Raw genomic sequence first — 18414 nt, 5'->3', positions numbered from 1 at the left:
ATCCACCCGCACTCTCGTGGCCTGCGACGCGGAACGCTGCGTCGCAGGCCACAGGCATGTCCGGGGGACTTCCGCAAGCCTTGTCCAGCGGTGCTGGCGTACTCCTTGGCCGGATCTTTAGCGGACCTTGAGGCCGCGCCGAGAGCGTGTGCTCACGCCGGTGCGGCCTTCCCGCCGACGGCAGTTCCACGATCTGAGTCCCTGTGCGCTCCGGCCGGCATCGATGCGGCCGTGATGCGAGGGGACGGCCCTCTCACGGAAAGGCAGCCGACATGTCAGCGACGGACCCTGCCGCGGACTCCCGCCGCGCGGCGGAGCCGGGGCGCCGGCCCACAGCCCCCCGCCGGGTGGTCATCACCGGCATCGGAGTGGTGGCACCCGGCGGCACGGGCACCAAGGCCTTCTGGGACCTCATCACCTCGGGACGCACCGCGACCGGACGCATCTCCTTCTTCGACCCGTCCCCATACCGCTCGCAGATCGCGGCCGAGTGCGACTTCGACCCGGCGCTCCACGGGCTGACGCCGCGTGAGATCCGCCGCATGGACCGGGCGACCCAGTTCGCGGTCGTCGGTGCCGGGGAGGCCGTGCGCGACAGCGGCCTCGACTTCCAGGCCCCCGACCCGGCCCGGATCGGCGTCACCATCGGCAGCGCGGTCGGCGCGACCATGGGGCTGGAGGAGGAGTACGTCGTCCTCAGCGACAGCGGGCGCAAGTGGCTCGTCGACGCCGAGTACGGGGTGCCGCACCTGTACGGGCACTTCGTGCCGAGCAGCATCGCCGCGGAGGTCGCCTGGACCGTGGGCGCCGAAGGCCCCACCGCGGTGGTCTCGGCCGGCTGCACCTCCGGCCTCGACTCGGTCGGCTACGCCCGCGAGCTGATCGCCGAGGGCAGCGCGGACATCATGGTCGCCGGTGCCACCGACGCCCCGATCTCCCCGATCGCGGTCGCCTGCTTCGACGCCATCAAGGCGACCTCGCCGCGCAACGACGACCCGGAGCACGCCTCCCGGCCGTTCGACAGGAGCCGCAACGGCTTCGTGCTGGGCGAGGGCGCGGCGGTGTTCGTCCTGGAGGAGTACGAGCACGCCCGGCGGCGCGGTGCGCACATCTACGCCGAGATCGCGGGCTTCGCGTCCCGGTGCAACGCCTTCCACATGACCGGACTGCGGCCGGACGGCCGGGAGATGGCGGTGGCCATCGAGACCGCGCTGGCCGAGGCCCGGATGAACCCGCAGGACGTGCAGTACGTCAACGCGCACGGCTCCGGCACCAAGCAGAACGACCGCCACGAGACCGCCGCGTTCAAGCGCAGCCTCGGACAGCACGCGTACGACGTGCCGGTCAGCTCGATCAAGTCGATGATCGGCCACTCCCTCGGGGCGATCGGATCCATCGAGATCGCCGCCTGCGCGCTGACGATCGAGCACGGCGTGGTGCCGCCCACCGCGAACCTGCACACCCCCGACCCGGAGTGCGATCTCGACTACGTCCCGCACACCGCCCGCGAACAGCGGGTCGACACGGCGCTCACCGTCGGCAGCGGATTCGGCGGGTTCCAGAGCGCCATGGTGCTGACCCGGCCCTCGGAGAGGAAGACGGCATGACCGAGTCCATCGCGGTGACCGGCATCGGCGTTCTCGCGCCGAACGGCCTGGGCACCGAGGAGTACTGGGCCGCGACCCAGAAGGGCATCAGCGGCATCGACCGGATCAGCCGGTACGACCCCGGCTCCTACCCGACGCAGCTCGCCGGCGAGGTGACGGACTTCGTCGCCGGGGAGCACCTGGCGAGCCGGCTGCTGCCGCAGACCGACCGGATGACGCAGATGGCCCTCGTGGCCTCGGACTGGGCGCTCGCCGACGCGGACCTGGACCCCGCGTCCGTGCCGGAGTTCGACATGGGCGTGGTGACGGCCAGCGCCTCCGGCGGCTTCGAGTTCGCCCAGCACGAACTGCAGAAGCTGTGGAGCAAGGGTCCCCAGTACGTCAGCGCCTATCAGTCCTTCGCCTGGTTCTACGCCGTCAACACCGGTCAGATCTCCATCCGTCACGGGATGCGCGGCCCCAGCGGAGTGCTGGTCACCGACCAGGCGGGCGGCCTGGACGCGCTCGGCCACGCACGCCGGCACCTGCGCAAGGGCACCGGCGTGGTCGTCTCGGGCGGGGTCGACGCCTCCCTGTCGCCGTGGGGTCTGGTCTCCCAGCTGACCACCGGGCGCCTGAGCCCGACCAGCGACCCCGAGCGTGCCTACGCGCCGTTCGACGTCTCGGCGGACGGACATCTGCCCGGCGAGGGCGGCGCGATCCTGGTCCTGGAGCGCGCGTCCCACGCCCGGGAACGGGGCGCGCGCAGCTACGGCACCATCGCCGGCTACGGCGCGACGTTCGACCCCAGGCCCGGCTCCGGCCGTGAACCGGGACTGCGCCGTGCCGTCGAGACGGCCCTCGCCGACGCCCGGGTGGCCCCGGAGGCCGTCGACGTGGTCTTCGCGGACGCCGCCGGACTGCCTGATGCCGACCGGGCGGAGGCAGCGGCGCTGAGCGCGGTGTTCGGCCCGTACTCGGTGCCGGTCACCGCCCCGAAGACGATGACCGGCCGCCTCTACTCGGGCGCGGCGTCGCTGGACGCGGCGACCGCCCTGCTCGCCATGCGGGACGGCGTCGTACCGCCCACGCTGCGCGTCACCGAGCAGGCGGCGGACTGCGCGATCGACCTGGTCCGGGACGCCGCCCGCGAGATGACGGTGCGGCACGCGCTGGTGCTCGCCCGTGGCCACGGCGGCTTCAACGCCGCCATGGTGCTGCGCGCCCCGACCGCCGACTGACCTTCTACACAAGCAATCTGACGCATAGTCAGCCACTCGTGCCACTTCATTCCCCACCGAAACGAGGACACCGACCATGACCGCACGTGAACTGACCCTCGACGACCTGACCCGCATCCTGCGCGAGAGCGCCGGTGAGGACGAGGGCGTCGACCTCGACGGCGACATTCTCGACACCCTCTTCGCCGACCTCGGCTACGACTCCCTGGCCCTGCTGGAAGCCTCCAGCCGGATCGAGCGCGAGTTCGGCGTGAAGCTCTCCGACGACGCGGTGAGCGAGGCGGAGACCCCGCGGCTGCTGCTGGCGGCCGCCAACGGGGCTCTCCCGCCGGCCGCCCGGGCCGCATGAGCCTCGTCGGCCCTCACCGACCCCATCGCCCGGCACCGACCCGCATCGCCCGTCATCGCCCCTCATCACCCCTCGTCGACGTGAGAAGAGAGAGCACAGCATGGCCAACGACACGGCCACCACGGTCATCGTGACCGGTGGCACCAGCGGAATCGGACTCGCGATCACGGAGAGCCTGGCCACCGCCGGCGCCAGGGTCTTCATCTGCGCCCGTAACGCCGAGGACCTGGACGTCACCGTCAAGGGCCTGCGCGAGCGGGGCCTGGAGGTGGACGGCAGGACCTGTGACGTCCGCTCGCGGGACGAGGTGCGCGCCTTCGTGGAGGCGGCGGTGGAGCGCTACGGCACCGTCGACACCCTCGTCAACAACGCGGGGCGCAGCGGCGGCGGTGTCACCGCCGACCTCGACGACGACACCTGGTACGACGTCATGGACACCAACCTCAACAGCGTCTTCCTCATGACACGGGAGGTGCTCACCACGGGCGGCATGCGCGACAAGGAGCGGGGTCGCATCGTCAACATCGCCTCGACCGGCGGCAAGCAGGGTGTCGTGCTCGGGGCGCCCTACTCGGCGTCCAAGCACGGCGTCATCGGATTCACCAAGGCGCTGGGCCTCGAACTCGCCAAGTCCGGGATCACGGTGAACGCGGTCTGCCCCGGTTATGTCGAGACGCCCATGGCGCAGCAGGTGCGGGCCAACTACGCGCGCATCTGGGACACCGAGGAGGAGGCGGTCCTGGAACGGTTCGAGACCAAGATCCCGCTGGGGCGGTACTCCACCCCGCAGGAGGTGGCCGGCCTGGTCGGCTATCTGCTCTCGGACCTCGCGGCCTCGATCACCGCCCAGGCGCTCAACGTGTGCGGCGGGCTCGGCAACTACTGATGCGCAGCGACGTGTACGCAGACCCGACGACAGGGAGCAACGTGCGATGACCGACGTACGGCACACCATCACCACCACAGCGGCACCGCGGACCGTCTACGCCCTGCTGGCCGATGCCGCGTCCTGGCCGGTGACCTTCTCCCCGACCGTTCATGTGGAGCAGCTGCAGCGGTCGGACGGCGACGGCGGGAGGGAGCGCATACGCATCTGGGCGCTGGCCGGAGACACCGTCAAGGCGTGGACCTCCCGCCGGGAACTGGACCCCGGCAAGCTGCGCATCACCTTCCGGCAGGAGGTGTCCCAGCCGCCCGTCGCGTCGATGTCCGGGGCCTGGACGCTCCAGGCGCTCCCGGACGGCGGCACCCGGATCGTCCTCGACCACAGCTACCGGGCGGTCGACGACGATCCGGCCGCCCTGGCCTGGATCGCGGACGTGACGGAGCGCAACAGCCGTGCCGAGCTGGCGAACCTGAAGGCGCTCGCCGAGCGGGCCGCCACCGGGCCGGCGCACCGGCTGACCTTCGACGACACCATCCTCGTGGAGGGCGGCCGCGCGGAGGACGCGTACGCCTTCCTCCACGAGGCGTCGCGGTGGCCGGACCGGCTGCCCCATGTGTCCCGGATGGAGCTCACGGAGGACGATCCGGGCGTCCAGGTCATGGAGATGGACTCCATCACCCGCACCGGTGACCGGCACACCACCAGGTCCGTACGGATCTGCTTCGCCGGCGAACGCATCGTCTACAAGCAGACGGTGCTGCCGCCGCTGCTGGCCGCCCACACCGGTGAGTGGCGGGTGGCGGCCGTCGACGGCGGCGTCACCCTCACCTCGCGGCACACCGTGGTGATCAACCCCGAGGCGGTGGCGGGCGTCCTCGGCGACACCGCGACGGTGGCCGACGCCCTGGAGTTCGCCCGTACGGCGCTCACCGGCAACAGCCGCATCACCCTGGAACACGCCCGGTCGTTCGCACAGGGCGACCCGGCCCTCGTCTCCGGCGGCTGAACGCACCGCATGGCGGCCGCCGTCGCCGTCCGCTGGGCGTATGCGGGGGCGGACCCGCGCACCCGGGCCAGGGAACTCCTCAGGAGCGTCGCCGCCGAGGTGTGCGCCGCCCGGCCGGCCGACGTCGTGCTCGGCCGGGCGGCGTCGGGGCGGCCCGAACTGTCCGGTGCCGCCGCCGGACTGTGCGCCAGTGTGAGCCACACCCGGGGAGTCGTCGCCGTCGCGGTCACCAGGCCGCACACGGAGCTCTCCGGCATCGGGGTGGACGTGGAGGCGATCCGCCCGCTCGACGCGGCGGGGCTCGCCACCCGCTGGTTCACCCCCGGCGAGGCGTCCTGGGTGCTGTCCCTGCCGCCCGCACTGCGCCCGGTCGGTCTGCTGCACCTGTGGACGCGCAAGGAGTCGGCGGGCAAGGCGGCCGGCCGGGGACTCGCCGGCGGTGGGCTGCGCAGACCCGTGGGCAGCCCACCGCCCGGCACCTTCCCCCGCACCTCCCGGCGGCTGACCTGGCTGCCCGGTGACACGGACCTCGCGGGCACCGTCCTGCCCGGCCCGCCCGGCTACGTGCTGTCCTGCGCCGGCCGTGGCCCCGCCGCCGGGACCACGACCGCCGAGGTCACGCAAGACCGGCAACCCCGGTCCGCTCGCGGTCTGACGAGTCAACGCGACCCACGCAGAAAGGGCGAACACCATGCAATCCACTGACGACGCCGTCTCCCACGAGCGGCTCGCCGAGCTGCGCGAGATCAAGGAGGCGGTCAGGCGGGGCCCGGATCCGGCCGCCACCGAGCGCCAGCACGCCAAGGGCAAGCTCACCGCGTACGAGCGCATCGAACTCCTCCTGGACGAGGGGTCGTTCACCGAGATCGAGGCGCTCCGCAGGCACCGCGCCACCGGCTTCGGCCTGGAGCAGCGGCGCCCCCACACGGACGGGGTGGTGACGGGCTGGGGCACGGTGCACGGCCGTACGGTCTTCGTCTACGCCCACGACTTCCGGATCTTCGGCGGCGCCCTGGGCGAGGCCCACGCCACCAAGATCCACAAGATCATGGACATGGCCCTCGCGGCCGGTGCCCCGCTGGTCTCCCTGAACGACGGGGCGGGTGCCCGCATCCAGGAAGGTGTCAGTGCCCTCGCCGGCTACGGCGGCATCTTCCAGCGCAACACCAGGGCGTCCGGGGTCATCCCGCAGATATCGGTGATGCTCGGCCCGTGCGCCGGCGGCGCGGCCTACAGCCCGGCCCTGACCGACTTCGTCTTCATGGTCCGTGACACCTCCCAGATGTTCATCACGGGACCCGACGTGGTGCGCGCGGTCACCGGCGAGGAGATCAGCCAGAACGGTCTCGGCGGCGCCGATGTGCACGCGGCCACCTCCGGGGTGGCGCACGCCGCGTACGACGACGAGGAGTCCTGCCTGGCGGACGTGCGCTTCCTGCTGTCGCTCCTGCCCGCCAACAACCGCGAACTCCCCCCGGCCGAGGCCTGCGCGGACCCGGTCGACCGGCGCACCGACGCCCTGCTCGACCTGGTGCCGCAGGACCCGGGGCGCGCCTACGACATGCGCGCGGTGATCGAGGAGATCGTCGACGACGGCGAGTTCTTCGAGGTGCACTCGGCGTGGTCCACCAACATCCTGTGCGCGCTCGCCCGGCTCGACGGCCAGGTCGTCGGCATCGTCGCCAACCAGCCGGCGTCGCTCGCGGGCGTCCTGGACATCGGGGCGTCGGAGAAGGGCGCCCGGTTCATCCAGCTGTGCGACGCGTTCAGCATCCCCCTGGTCTCCCTGGTCGACGTGCCCGGGTTCCTGCCCGGGGTGGGCCAGGAGCACGGCGGTGTCATCCGGCACGGCGCGAAGCTGCTGTACGCCTACTGCAATGCCACGGTCCCACGGGTCCAGCTGATCCTGCGCAAGGCGTACGGCGGTGCGTACATCGTCATGGACTCCCGGTCCATCGGGGCGGACATCTCGCTCGCGTGGCCGTCGAACGAGATCGCGGTGATGGGGGCGGAGGGCGCGGCGAACGTGATCTTCCGCCGGGAGATCGCGGCGGCCTCCGATCCGGAGGCGGTGCGCCGGCAGAAGATCAAGGAGTACCGGACCGAGCTGATGCACCCCTACTACGCGGCCGAACGCGGCCTGGTGGACGACGTCATCGACCCGGGCGACACCAGGTCGTGCCTGATCCGCTCCCTCGCGATGCTGCGCAGCAAGCACGCCGACCTGCCGTCGCGCAAGCACGGCAACCCGCCGCTGTGACGCCCGGGCGGCCCGAACGGCAGGGCGGCGTCCGGGTGCTCCGGGGGAATCCGAGCCACGAGGACCTCGCCGTCCTCACGGTCGTGCTGAGCGCGGTGACGCGGCGCGCCGCGGCGGTATCCGCCGGCCCCGGCCCGGCGAGGGCCGGCTGGGGAAGGGCCGAGGAGGGCCCGTGCCGGTCGGCGGGCTCGTGGCGAGCCGGATCACGGGGATGGGCCGGATCGCAGGGATGGGGGAGAGGGAGGAGTCGTGCGTAAGGTGCTCATCGCCAATCGTGGCGAGATCGCGGTCCGCGTCGCCCGTGCGTGCCGGGACGCCGGAATCGCCAGTGTGGCGGTGTACGCGGAACCGGACCGGGACGCGCTGCATGTGCGCGCGGCCGACGAGGCGTTCGCCCTGGGCGGAGACACCCCGGCGGCGAGTTATCTGGACATGGCCAAGGTCCTGGCGGCGGCCGGGGAGTCGGGGGCCGACGCGGTCCACCCGGGGTACGGCTTCCTGTCCGAGAACGCGGACTTCGCGCAGGCCGTGCTGGACGCGGGGCTGACGTGGATCGGCCCGCCGCCGCAGGCGATCCGCGCCCTCGGGGACAAGGTCGCCGCCCGGCACATCGCACAGCGGGCGGGTGCGCCCCTGGTGGCGGGCACGGCGGATCCGGTGTCGGGAGCGGAGGAGGTGCTGGCCTTCGCGCGGGAACACGGGCTGCCTATCGCCATCAAGGCCGCCTTCGGCGGGGGCGGCCGCGGCCTGAAAGTCGCCCGCACGCTGCGGGAAGTGCCGGAGCTGTACGAGTCGGCGGTGCGTGAGGCGGTGGCCGCGTTCGGGCGGGGCGAGTGCTTCGTGGAGCGGTATCTCGACCGGCCGCGGCATGTGGAGACCCAGTGCCTGGCCGACGCGTACGGCCATGTGGTCGTCGTCTCCACGCGGGACTGCTCGCTGCAGCGCCGCCACCAGAAGCTGGTGGAGGAGGCCCCCGCGCCCTTCCTGACGGCTGCGCAGAACGACCAGCTGTACGCCGCCTCCAAGGCCATCCTGCGGGAGGCCGGGTATGTGGGCGCGGGCACCGTGGAGTTCCTGGTCGGGGCGGACGGGACGATCTCGTTCCTGGAGGTCAACACCCGGCTGCAGGTGGAGCATCCGGTGACCGAGGAGGTCACGGGCATCGATCTGGTCCGGGAGATGTTCCGTATCGCCGACGGCGAGGCCCTCGGGTACGACGATCCGCCGGTGCGCGGGCACGCCTTCGAGTTCCGGATCAACGGCGAGGATCCGGGGCGGGGGTTCCTGCCGGCGCCGGGGACCGTGACACGGTTCGTCGCCCCGTCCGGGCCGGGCGTACGGCTGGACGCGGGCGTGGAGTCGGGGAGCGTGATCGGTCCGGCGTGGGACTCGCTGCTGGCGAAGCTGATCGTGACGGGGGCCGACCGGGAGCAGGCCCTGCAGCGGGCGGCCCGGGCCCTGGGGGAGCTGCGGGTGGAGGGGATGGCCACGGCGGTTCCGTTCCACCGGGCAGTGGTGGCCGACGAGGCCTACACCAGCAGTCCCTTCCGGGTGCACACGCGGTGGATCGAGACGGAGTTCGTGAACGCGATCCCGGCGTTCGCCGGCGCCGCGGCGGACCCCGGCACAGAACCCGCTCGCGAGACCGTCGTCGTCGAGGTCGGTGGCCGGCGGGTGGAGGTGGCACTGCCCGCTTCCCTGGGGACGGCCGCCCCGTCCTTGGCCGGTGCCGTCAGGCCCGCGCGGCGCACGGTGGGGGCGAACCGGGCCGCCGCGTCGGGTGACGCGCTGACCTCCCCGATGCAGGGCACGGTCGTCAAGGTCGCGGTCCAGGAGGGGCAGCCGGTGGCCGAGGGGGAGCTCGTCGTCGTCATGGAGGCGATGAAGATGGAACAGCCGCTCCATGCGCACCGCTCCGGCACGGTGAAGGGCCTGACGGCAGAAGTGGGCGCCTCCGTCTCCTCGGGCGCACTCATCTGCGAGATAAAGAGCTGAGTCGCCGGCGTGCGGTGGCGCACCCCGTATGCAGCATGCGGAGTGCGCCACCCCCACTTATGCCGCGGACCTGCGGCACCCTTCCGGTTTCAGCCCCTCGGCCGAGTGCAGCAGAGACGTATCCCCGGAGAGAATTCGCTGATGGATTCTTGTGACGTGCTCAGACGGTTCTATTCCCAGTTCTTCCCTCAGGTTTTTGTGGAGTTTCCGGAATGTTTCGAGGGCCTGCGCCCTGCGTCCCGACCGGTACTGGGAAACCATGAGGAGGGAATGGGTTCGCTCATGCAACGGATCCTGAATTACCAGACCGGAAAGTTCACCAATCAACTGGTGATGGCGGCCGAGGTGCAGATCGGCTTCGATGCGCTGTTCGACGGCGACGGTGCGGGATTCCTCCAGTGACGTGCGGTGGGCCAGGAGCTGCGGCCCGGTGCGCACGTCCGCCAGGGCGGGGCCGCGCCACAACTGCGCGGCGCGCTGGAAGGACATGGTCGCGCGGTGGTAGTCGCCGTCCGCCAGCTCCCGGCTCCCCCGCTCGGTGAGCTGGGCGAAGGAGTCCGCGTCGTGCGCCCCTTCGCCGGGCGACAGCTGGTAGCCCCAGCCCGTGTACGGCAGTACGTGCTGGGCGACGTGCTCGGTCGACAGCTGGAGGCTCGCCGCGAGTGAACGCCTCAGCAGGACGATGTAGGTCTGTATGACGGTCACCGCACTGGCTGGCGGATCGTGTTCCCACAATTCGTCGACGAGTGCTTCCATCGGCACGACCTGACCGGTGCGAATGGCGAGGAGAGCGAGAAGCTGACGAGGTTTCGGTGCGGTCGGAGCAGCTTCACGTCCTGCCGATCTCACAGTGAGAGGCCCTAGTATCCCGATGTCCATTATCCCCCTTGGTTGTACGCCCCAGGCGCAGGCGTCGACATCGAAGAATGAGGGAGCCGGCTACGTTGACGTTCCCCCCATGAGCGTACTCTTGAACAATACGATAGTTAACCTGTCACCTGTCAAGGCGATTCGGACTGCTATCGCTCCGTTTCGCTCGCAAGTGGCGCATGTCGCATTACTTTCCCTTTGGGGAAAGAATGCTATTACTGGGTAGTAATGGCGCTGGGAGCTAGGATCCGGCCCATGGCGCTGACCGTGGAGGACGTGGACCGGTTCGAGGCGTGCAGGCCGCGGCTGGAGGCCCTCGCCTATCGGCTGCTGGGCTCGGCGAGTGAGGCCGAGGACGCCGTGCAGGAGGCGTTCCTGCGCTGGCAGGGTGCCGACGTCGGGCGTATCGAGGTGCCCGAGGCATGGCTGACGAAGGTGCTCACCAACCTGTGCCTCAACCAGCTCGCCTCGGCCCGTGCGCGGCGTGAGACCTATGTGGGCCAGTGGCTGCCCGAGCCGCTGCTCGCCGGGGACCCGATGCTCGGGCCGGCCGACACGGCCGAACAGCGCGAGTCGGTGTCGTACGCGGTCCTCGCCCTGCTGGAGCGGCTGTCCCCGGGCGAGCGGGCGGTGTACGTGCTGCGGGAGGCCTTCGGCTATCCGCACCGGGAGATCGCCGGGATCCTCGACCTCACCGAGGCCGCCAGCCAGCAGATCTTCCACCGGGCCAAGCGGCACGTGGCGGACGGCAGGGCCCGCGCCGAGGTCGACGAGGCCGCCGCCCGGCGCGTCGTCGAGGAGTTCCTCGCGGCCGCCACCAGCGGAAGGACCGAGCCGCTCGTGCGGCTGCTCACCCAGGACGCCGTCTCGATCGGCGACGGCGGCGGGAAGGTCCCGGCCCGGGCCAAGGCGTTCGAGGGTGCCCAGGCGGTCGCCAAGTTCATGCGGGGGCTGTTCAAGCCCAGCGAGGCCAAGCGCCGTCTGGTCGGCGGCTCGACCGAGGTCTACGTCACGACCGCCAACGGCGCCCCCGCCCTGGTCGCGGTCGTCGGCGGCCGGGTCGTGGGCGTCATGTGCCTGGAGGTCACCGCCGAGGGCATCGCCGCCGTCCGCAACCAGGTCAACCCCGACAAGCTGGAACGCGCGACCCGGCGGTGGGCGGCCACCGACCACGGCGAACCCCTGCTCGAGGCCTTCTGATCCCGATGTGAGGTGCTTCACATCGCGTTCCTGTCAGGAAACGGCGGGCCGCCCGGTTCAAGGGGCGAGTCCGCGCAGGACAGGAAAGCAGGACCGGAGAGCAGGACAGGAGCAGGGACATGCAGCACCGCATCGTCGTCCTCGGAGCCGGATACACCGGAGCCATCGCGGCCGGGCGCCTCGCCAGGCGGCTACGCCGCGAAGACGTCGCCATCACCCTCGTCAACACCGAACCGGACTTCGTCGAGCGCGTCCGGCTGCACCAGCTCGCCGCCGGCCAGGACCTCAGGCCCCGGCCCTTCGGCGAGATGTTCGCGGGCACCGGCGTCGCGCTGAAGCTCGCGAGGGTCACCGCCGTCGACGTCGACCGCAGGGCCGTCGCCGTCGACGGCGCGAACGGAGCCGAGGAACTGCCGTACGACACCCTCGTGTACGCCCTCGGCAGCGGCTGGGACGACCAGGGCGTCCCCGGCGCCGCGGAGCACGCCGAGCAGATCGCGAGCCGCTCCGGAGCGCTCCGGCTGGGTGAGCGCCTGGCCCGCCTGGACGCCGGGCAGGCGGTGGTCGTGGTCGGCGCCGGCCTCACCGGCCTGGAGGCCGCGACCGAGATCGCCGAGGCGCGTGGGGACCTCGACGTCGCCCTCGTCGCCCGGGGCGGCCTCGGTGACTGGCTCTCGCCCAAGGGCCGCCGGCACCTGCGGAAGGTCTTCGACCGGCTCGGCATCACCGTGCACGAGCACACGGTGGTCACCGGCGTCGAGGCCGACCGCGTGGCCACCGCCGACGGCGCGTCCGTGCCCGCCGCGGTCACCGTGTGGACCACCGGCTTCGCCGTCCACCCGATCGCGCGGGCCACCGCCCTGGAGGTCACCGGCGCGGGGCAGATCGTGGTCGACGCCACCATGCGCTCGGTCTCGCACCCGGACGTGTACGCCGTCGGCGACGCGGCCATGGCGATGGGCCCCGGGAAGAAGCCGCTGCGGATGTCGTGCGCCTCGGGCGGCTTCACCGCGTGGCAGGCCGCGGACGCCATCGCGGCCCGCCTGACCGGCGGCAAGGTCCCGAACGTACCGATCCGTTACTACAACCAGTGCATTTCGCTGGGCCGCAGGGAGGGCCTGATCCAGTACGTCACCGCCGACGACCGCGCCGTCCGCGCGGCCCTGACCGGACGGCTCGCCGCCCTCTACAAGGAGCTGGTCTGCAAGGGCGCGGCCTGGAGCGTCGCCCACCCGACCCTCGGGATGCCGACCCGGCGCCGCCGCGTGGTGCGGGAGCCGGCCGCGGCGGGCGCGACGGCCGCGACGGTCGCGGCACAGGGCTGACCCCCGCCGTACGCACCCACACCGCCACCGTCCCCAACGTCCTTTCCCGTACGGGTCGTTGTCCGGGGTCGCGGAGGGCACCCCGGAGGCGGTCACGGCCGAGGACCTAGTTGTGCTTCCCGCCGCTCTTGCCGCCGCCGGCCCTGCTCTTCCCGTCGGAGCCGTCCGTGCCGCCGGAGGTGCCGTGGCCCGAGGTGCCGGTGCCGCCCGTCGTGTCCTTGCCGGCGTCCTTGGCGCTTTCGCCGTGCTTGCCCTTGCCGGCCGACGGGCTCGGCTCGGCGCTCGCCCGCGTCAGCTGCTCGGCGCAGTACGCGGCGACCTTGTCCTCGCCGCCGGCGGCCGTGAGGAGCCGCTGCCAGGCGCGCGCCTCGAGCGCCCGGCCCCGGCCCTGGACCTGCTCGTAGGCCCGGCAGTGGGCCTCGATGTCCTGGGCGTGCGCCGGGGGGCCCGACCGCCGGGAGCCGCCGGAGGGAGCCGACGGATCCGCACCGCCCGGCCGGGCCGGGGCGACCGCCGACGGGCGCCCGCCGCGCGCCTCGGCACCGGTACGGTGCGTCGACGGGCCGACGGAGCCGATGGCCGCGACGGCGACGCCGCCCAGCGCGAGGCTCGCGAACACCGCGCCGAACGTCATCTTCAGGGACCGCCGGGCCCGCCGCTCGGCGGCCGGCCGCCAGTCGTCGCGCCGCCGGGTACGCGCGTGATGCGCGCCCGTGGCGCGGGCGTCCCGGAAGGCCGCCAGGGCCCGCTGCTCGGCCCCGGGGTCGAGAGCGCCGGGGCGCAGGACGGCGGCCAGCGCCGTCTCCAGCGCGGCGGCGTCAGCCGTGTCCGGCGCGCTGGACACGGCGCCGGACTGCACACGCCGACGGCCCGGTCGTCCGTCGCCGCTCAGCCGTTCACCCATGTCCGTCTTCCGTTCCCGTCCGTTCCTGTCCTGCCGTTTCGCATCGTGCGGTGCACCAGGCCGCGTGCGGTGCGCCAAAGGTCGCGTGCGGTGCGCCAAAGGTCGCGTGCGGTGCACCAAGTCGTCCGGGGCACCGGTCCGTTCGGCGCGCAGACCCCGCTGCCGGTCCGCCGGCCGCTGTCGCAGGAGTCGTTCATGTCGACTCCCCCAGCGTCCGGCAGGCCCCATCCGTCACACCCTTCTCCACCTCGCCGCCGATGCCCAGCTGGCGCGCGAGCCGTTTCAGGCCCCGGTGGGCCGCCGTGCGCACCGCTCCGGGGCGCTTGCCGAGGACGCGTGCGGCGGCGGGACCGTCGAGGCCGACCACGACCCGCAGGAGCACCGCCTCGGCCTGGTCCTGCGGCAGGCTGCGGACCAGTTCCAGGGCCCGCTCGGTGGAGAGGGACTCCAGAGCCTGCTCATGGGTGCTGTGCGGACCGGGCAGGTCCAGTACGTCCTGCTCGGTCCCGCCCGCCCGGGGCCGTACGCGCTGGCGGCGCAGATGGTCCAGCGCCCGGTGCCGGGCGATGGTCGCGGTCCAGCCGCGGAAACCGGCGCCGTCGCCCTTGAAGCGTCCGAGGTCGCGGGCTATGTCCAGCCAGGCGTCGGCGGCCACGTCCTCGGCGTCGTCGCCGACGATGCCGTGGAGATAGCCGAGCAGGCCGGGCTGCACGAACCGGTAGGCGACCGCGAAGGCGGCCTCGTCGCCCTCCTGGGCCCGCGCGACCGCAGCGCCCAGTTCCCCGTCGTACGCCTGTACGCGCCGGGGTTGCCGTACCTGGCCCAAGATTGTCCTCGTTCGCGCCGGTTCGTAGCCCGTCCGTGCCGTCAGTCGCGCACCGGTCGCACCGACGGCCCCATGGTGCTCAGCGTCTGCCCGCACAGAAGTGTCACAACGTACCAGGGGCCCCTGGTGAGGGCCGCGGGTGACCGGCGGCGGTGGCCGGGTGACGTTTCCCGCGGACCGTGCGCTGGGTGAGTGCCGGGTGCGGTACCGCGCCGGCCGCCGCTCACCGGCGCCGGTGCCGCAGCCCCTCCCGGACCCCTCTCCGTGTCCCCGCCTCTCCCCCCTTGGGTGGCACGGGGAGGGCTGGGGCGGCCGGCGGCCCCGACCACTGCCCAGGGTCCCGGCCGCCCCGCGCACAGCGCCCCGCCCCGTCTTGCCCCGTGACGCTTCGGCGCCCCCGTGCGCTCCTTCGGGCATGAGCGCGTACCTCCGTCTGCGCGCGGTGCCGCCGCCGGCCCTGCGCAACAGCTCGACCTGGCTGGAACGGCTTTTCGAGGGCGACTCGGAGACCGTCCGGCGCTACCGGGACCAGGAGCGCCTCTACACCGGCGCCGGCCCGCACCCCCTTGCCCAGGACCGGCCCCAGACCCAGGTGGTGCTCGGCGGCCGGCCGGTGTTCCGCGCCGACCGCCACAAACCACCGCTGCTGGTGCTGACGGCGGCCCAGGTCCGCCGGGTGTCCCGCTACCTGGCAAGGGCCGACTTCGACGCACTGTGGGATGTCGCCCGGGACGCGCTGCTGCCCCGCTACGGCGGCGTGCGGGAGGAGCCCGAGACCTGGCGCGCGTTCGCGGTGGCGCACCAGGAGCTGAAGCTCTTCTACACGCGCACGGCCGAATGTGGAGAGGCGGTGGTGAAGTGGGTGCGTGAGGAGTGAGAGGTGTAACAGTTCCGGGCCGCCGCGCTCTGTCCAAGCGGACGACCGTGTCGGTCGGCCAGGAAAGTCGGTCGGCCAGGACAGGGGACACGACCCGTGCAGTGGATGGACGAGAGCGGCGGAGCGTACGGCGAGGAGCCGTACGGCGGTGCCGGGTATCCGTATGCCCACGGCCACGAGGGCGGCGGCGCCGTCACCGACACGGCCACGCTGTCCTGGGACGCCGCGCGACAGATCAGCACCCTGGTGGGCGGCCCTGGCATCAGCGCCCCGTTCGTCCTGCGGGCGGACCCCGCCCAGTCGGACACGCCCCGCCTGAGCGCCCCCGACTCCCCGTCCGGCACCGGCCGGCGCCGCCGGCAATCTGGGCCGCCGGAGCCTGGGGTACCTCCTGCTCTTCCAGGTCCTGCTGCCGCTGCTCGCGCCGGTCATGGACCTCTTCGCCCTGTACGGCCTGGTCTTCCTCGACCCACTCCGGGTGGCCGGCCTGTGGCTGGCCTTCCTGCTGCTGCAACTCGGCATGGGCCTGTACGCCTTCCGCCTGGACGGCGAGCGCCCCGGCCCGCTGTGGAGCCTGCCGCTGCAGCAGTTCGTCCACCGGCAGCTGACGTATCTGGTGGTGATCCAGTCCGTCTTCACCGCCGTGTCCGGCTCGCGCCTGCGCCGGCAGCGCGTGGAGCGCCACGGCAGCCTGCCGTCGGCTCCGGTGGCCCCGTCGCCCCCGTCGGCCCGGTACTGAGAGGAAAGTGATCCAGGCCCATGAGCGGAACCCGGCGCCGACCGCCGCAGCGCACCGGCTCCGGCAGCCGTGCGGCGGGCGCCCGCGGCAGGCGTCGTAGCGGCACGCAGAGTCGTAGCGGTGCGCAGAAACGTTGGATCGACTATCCGCGCGCCGGCCGGACCGGCCCGCGCCGCTGGCTGCCGTCGTGGCGGCAGGTGCTCGCGTCGTTCCTGTTCTGCGCCGGCGGACTGGCCGCGGCCGTCGGGTACGCCTACGCCACGACCACCATCCCCGACCCGAACCCCTCGACGCTGCTGCAGAACAACGTCTACTACTGGTCCGACGGCACCGTGCTGGCGACCGACGGCAGCGTCAACCGGGAGAACGTCACCCTGGCACAGGTCCCCGAGGACGTGCAGGGGGACTTCATCGCCGCCGAGAACGCCTCCTTCTACACCGACCCGGGCATCGACCCGCAGGGCATCGCGCGCGCCCTGGTGCACATGGCCGAGGGCGGCAACGTCCAGTCCGGATCGACCATCACCCAGCAGTTCGTGAAGAACACCTACCTCGACCAGTCGCAGACGCTCTCCCGCAAGTTCAGGGAGCTGCTGATCTCCGCCAAGATCGGCGCGAGCATGAGCAAGCAGCAGATCCTCCAGGGGTATCTGAACACCTGCTACTTCGGCCGCCAGGCAAACGGCATCCAGGCCGCGGCCCGCGTGTACTACGGCCTGCCGGTCGAGAGGCTCACCGTGAGCCAGGGCGCGTTCCTCGCCGCCGCGGTCAACGAACCGAGCCTCTTCCAGTACGCCGACTCCGACCCCCGGGCACGGGCGCAGGCGCAGGCCCGCTGGTCCTGGGTGCTCGACCGGATGGTCACGACCGGCAGACTGACCCAGGCGCAGCGCGCCCGCATCGCGGCGGCCGGCTTCCCGGCGCCCAGGAAGTGGGCCCCCGGCTCCGGGCTCACCGGGCAGGCCGGCTATCTGGTCCAGCTGGCCCGCTCGTACGCCCAGACCCACGACCCCTCCATCACCGACAGCGCCCTGAGCCGGGGCGGGTACCAGATCCACACCACCTTCGACCGCAAGCGGACGGCGGAACTCGCCAAGGCCGTCGCCGAGGTGCGCGCCGAGCGCCTCGACCCCGCCCACCGGGCCGCCGACCGGGACGTCCAGGCCGGCGCCGCCTCGGTGGACCCGGCGACCGGCCGGATCCTGGCCGTCTACGGCGGCCCCGGCTACCAGCAGGCCCACTACGCGGACAACGCCGACACCTCCGGCGTCCCGGTGGGGTCGACCTTCAAACCGCTCGTCCTCGCCTCCGCGCTGCAGCACGGGGCCGTCCTGAAACCGGGCACGCCCCCGGCGCCGATCACCCCGGCCAGCACGTTCAACGGCGACGACGGCATCCAGATCAAGGACCGGCAGGGCCACTTCGTCACCGACGACAAGGACCCCACCGGCCTCCTCCACCAGCACAACGACACCCCGCACCGCTGGGGGTACATCTCCCTGCGCACGGCGATGGAGCAGTCGGTCAACACGCCGTACGTGCAGCTGGGCGAGGACGTCGGCTACGGCGACGTGGCCGCTACGGCCAAGAACCTGGGCCTGCGCCCGGAGAGCCTCGCCGCGCCCAGCGCCGGCTTCTACATCGGCACCTCCACCCCGAGCGCCATCCGCATGGCGGGCGCCTACGCGACGTTCGCCGCCTCCGGGATGCGGGCCACGCCGTACTCGGTGACCAAGGTGACCCACAACGGCGCGGTCCTCCCCGGCTTCACGGCCCCCGCCCCCGTACGGGCCCTGCCGGCGCCGGTCGCCGACAACGTGACCGACGTCCTGCGGGGCGTCATCACCCGGGGCACCGGAACCAAGGCCCAGGCCCTCGGCCGCACGGCGGCGGGCAAGACGGGCACCACCGACGACTACCGCTCGGCCTGGTTCATCGGCTACACCCGCCAACTGGCCACGTCCGTCGTCCTCTTCAAGGAGAACCCGGCCCACCCCCAGCTCCAGTCCCTGGCGGGCGTCGGCGGCCTGCAGAAGGTGTTCGGCGGGGACATCCCGACCGAGATCTGGACCCGGTACATGCACGACGCCCTGGCCGGCCTGCCCGACCTCCCGTTCCCGCCCCCGGCGCCCCTCGGCCACGGCACCAACGAGCCAGGCGCCCCCTCACCCTCCCCCAAGCCCACCCACTCCCCGGCCAAGCACACCGGCACCCGGGGCAAGCGAACCCCCGGCACGACCACCCCCGGCGCCACCTCGCCCGGGACCAAGTGTCATGCACACAGGTGCCGTTGACTTCGGCGGTGCGTGGACCAGCGGCGGTAGGGCCACGACCGTCAGCCGGACCGGCG

The 18414-nt window shown here is 72.6% G+C and carries 17 protein-coding genes; 14 read left to right on the top strand and 3 right to left on the bottom strand.

Annotated features, from left to right (window positions below; genetic code table 11):
* The first annotated feature begins 272 nt into the window (after positions 1-272).
* The 9 genes from ACWC2T_RS04510 to ACWC2T_RS04470 all read left to right on the top strand — a co-directional run bounded on the left by ACWC2T_RS04510 (position 273) and on the right by ACWC2T_RS04470 (position 9323).
* Entirely contained in the window at positions 273-1607 is a 1335-nt protein-coding gene (locus ACWC2T_RS04510; protein ID WP_450668957.1) for a beta-ketoacyl-[acyl-carrier-protein] synthase family protein, read from the top strand.
* Complete coding sequence (locus ACWC2T_RS04505; RefSeq protein WP_450668956.1) at positions 1604-2827, top strand: ketosynthase chain-length factor; 1224 nt, start codon at positions 1604-1606, stop codon at positions 2825-2827. The genes ACWC2T_RS04510 and ACWC2T_RS04505 overlap by 4 nt, the downstream gene beginning before the upstream one ends.
* Before the next feature lie 76 nt (positions 2828-2903).
* The gene (locus ACWC2T_RS04500) at positions 2904-3176 is read left to right on the top strand and encodes an acyl carrier protein (RefSeq protein ID WP_208899763.1); all 273 of its coding nucleotides are present in this window, start codon (positions 2904-2906) and stop codon (positions 3174-3176) included.
* Positions 3177-3276: 100 nt separating this feature from the next.
* Positions 3277-4062, top strand: a complete 786-nt coding sequence (gene fabG, locus ACWC2T_RS04495) for a 3-oxoacyl-ACP reductase FabG (protein WP_450668955.1) — start codon at positions 3277-3279, stop codon at positions 4060-4062.
* Positions 4063-4108: 46 nt separating this feature from the next.
* Positions 4109-5068 (top strand): aromatase/cyclase, encoded by a 960-nt coding sequence (locus ACWC2T_RS04490; protein ID WP_450668954.1) that lies wholly within the window; start codon positions 4109-4111, stop codon positions 5066-5068.
* Positions 5069-5077: 9 nt separating this feature from the next.
* On the top strand, positions 5078-5773 hold the full coding sequence (locus tag ACWC2T_RS04485) for a 4'-phosphopantetheinyl transferase family protein (RefSeq protein WP_450668953.1): 696 nt from the start codon (positions 5078-5080) through the stop codon (positions 5771-5773).
* Entirely contained in the window at positions 5760-7328 is a 1569-nt protein-coding gene (locus ACWC2T_RS04480; RefSeq protein ID WP_450668952.1) for an acyl-CoA carboxylase subunit beta, read from the top strand. Before ACWC2T_RS04485 ends, ACWC2T_RS04480 begins: the two co-directional genes overlap by 14 nt.
* Positions 7247-7585, top strand: coding sequence for an acyl-CoA carboxylase subunit epsilon (locus tag ACWC2T_RS04475; RefSeq protein ID WP_450668951.1), 339 nt, complete (start codon positions 7247-7249; stop codon positions 7583-7585). The genes ACWC2T_RS04480 and ACWC2T_RS04475 overlap by 82 nt, the downstream gene beginning before the upstream one ends.
* Positions 7578-9323 (top strand): acetyl/propionyl/methylcrotonyl-CoA carboxylase subunit alpha, encoded by a 1746-nt coding sequence (locus tag ACWC2T_RS04470; RefSeq protein ID WP_450668950.1) that lies wholly within the window; start codon positions 7578-7580, stop codon positions 9321-9323. The genes ACWC2T_RS04475 and ACWC2T_RS04470 overlap by 8 nt, the downstream gene beginning before the upstream one ends.
* Positions 9324-9380: 57 nt before the next feature.
* Here the strand turns inward: ACWC2T_RS04470 and ACWC2T_RS04465 are convergent, their stop codons facing one another.
* Positions 9381-10202, bottom strand: coding sequence for an AfsR/SARP family transcriptional regulator (locus ACWC2T_RS04465; protein ID WP_450668949.1), 822 nt, complete (start codon positions 10200-10202; stop codon positions 9381-9383).
* Positions 10203-10448: 246 nt separating this feature from the next.
* Here ACWC2T_RS04465 and ACWC2T_RS04460 point away from each other — a divergent pair, with 246 nt between their 5' ends.
* Both ACWC2T_RS04460 and ACWC2T_RS04455 read left to right on the top strand, forming a co-directional pair.
* The gene (locus ACWC2T_RS04460) at positions 10449-11393 is read left to right on the top strand and encodes an RNA polymerase sigma-70 factor (protein ID WP_450668948.1); all 945 of its coding nucleotides are present in this window, start codon (positions 10449-10451) and stop codon (positions 11391-11393) included.
* Positions 11394-11512: 119 nt separating this feature from the next.
* Positions 11513-12718 carry an NAD(P)/FAD-dependent oxidoreductase gene (locus ACWC2T_RS04455; RefSeq protein ID WP_450668947.1) on the top strand — a complete coding sequence of 402 codons (1206 nt, stop codon included), beginning with the start codon at positions 11513-11515 and terminating at the stop codon, positions 12716-12718.
* Between the two features lie 106 nt (positions 12719-12824).
* On the opposite strand, the gene ACWC2T_RS04450 is transcribed toward ACWC2T_RS04455, so the two are convergent.
* Both ACWC2T_RS04450 and ACWC2T_RS04445 read right to left on the bottom strand, forming a co-directional pair.
* Entirely contained in the window at positions 12825-13622 is a 798-nt protein-coding gene (locus tag ACWC2T_RS04450; protein WP_450668946.1) for a hypothetical protein, read from the bottom strand.
* A 193-nt stretch (positions 13623-13815) separates the two neighbouring features.
* Positions 13816-14448 carry an RNA polymerase sigma factor gene (locus ACWC2T_RS04445; protein WP_450668945.1) on the bottom strand — a complete coding sequence of 211 codons (633 nt, stop codon included), beginning with the start codon at positions 14446-14448 and terminating at the stop codon, positions 13816-13818.
* Positions 14449-14863: 415 nt separating this feature from the next.
* On the opposite strand from ACWC2T_RS04445, the gene ACWC2T_RS04440 reads away from it, so the two are divergent.
* The 3 genes from ACWC2T_RS04440 to ACWC2T_RS04430 all read left to right on the top strand — a co-directional run bounded on the left by ACWC2T_RS04440 (position 14864) and on the right by ACWC2T_RS04430 (position 18358).
* The gene (locus tag ACWC2T_RS04440) at positions 14864-15325 is read left to right on the top strand and encodes a DUF1877 family protein (protein ID WP_450668944.1); all 462 of its coding nucleotides are present in this window, start codon (positions 14864-14866) and stop codon (positions 15323-15325) included.
* A 430-nt stretch (positions 15326-15755) separates the two neighbouring features.
* Positions 15756-16064 carry a hypothetical protein gene (locus tag ACWC2T_RS04435; protein ID WP_450668943.1) on the top strand — a complete coding sequence of 103 codons (309 nt, stop codon included), beginning with the start codon at positions 15756-15758 and terminating at the stop codon, positions 16062-16064.
* Between the two features lie 20 nt (positions 16065-16084).
* Complete coding sequence (locus tag ACWC2T_RS04430) at positions 16085-18358, top strand: transglycosylase domain-containing protein (RefSeq protein WP_450668942.1); 2274 nt, start codon at positions 16085-16087, stop codon at positions 18356-18358.
* The last annotated feature ends 56 nt before the right edge of the window (positions 18359-18414 follow it).

Source organism: Streptomyces sp. NPDC001393 (assembly GCF_053597455.1).
The sequence above is the reverse complement of the archived record's forward strand: the minus strand, read 5'-3'. Positions and strand labels throughout refer to the sequence as shown.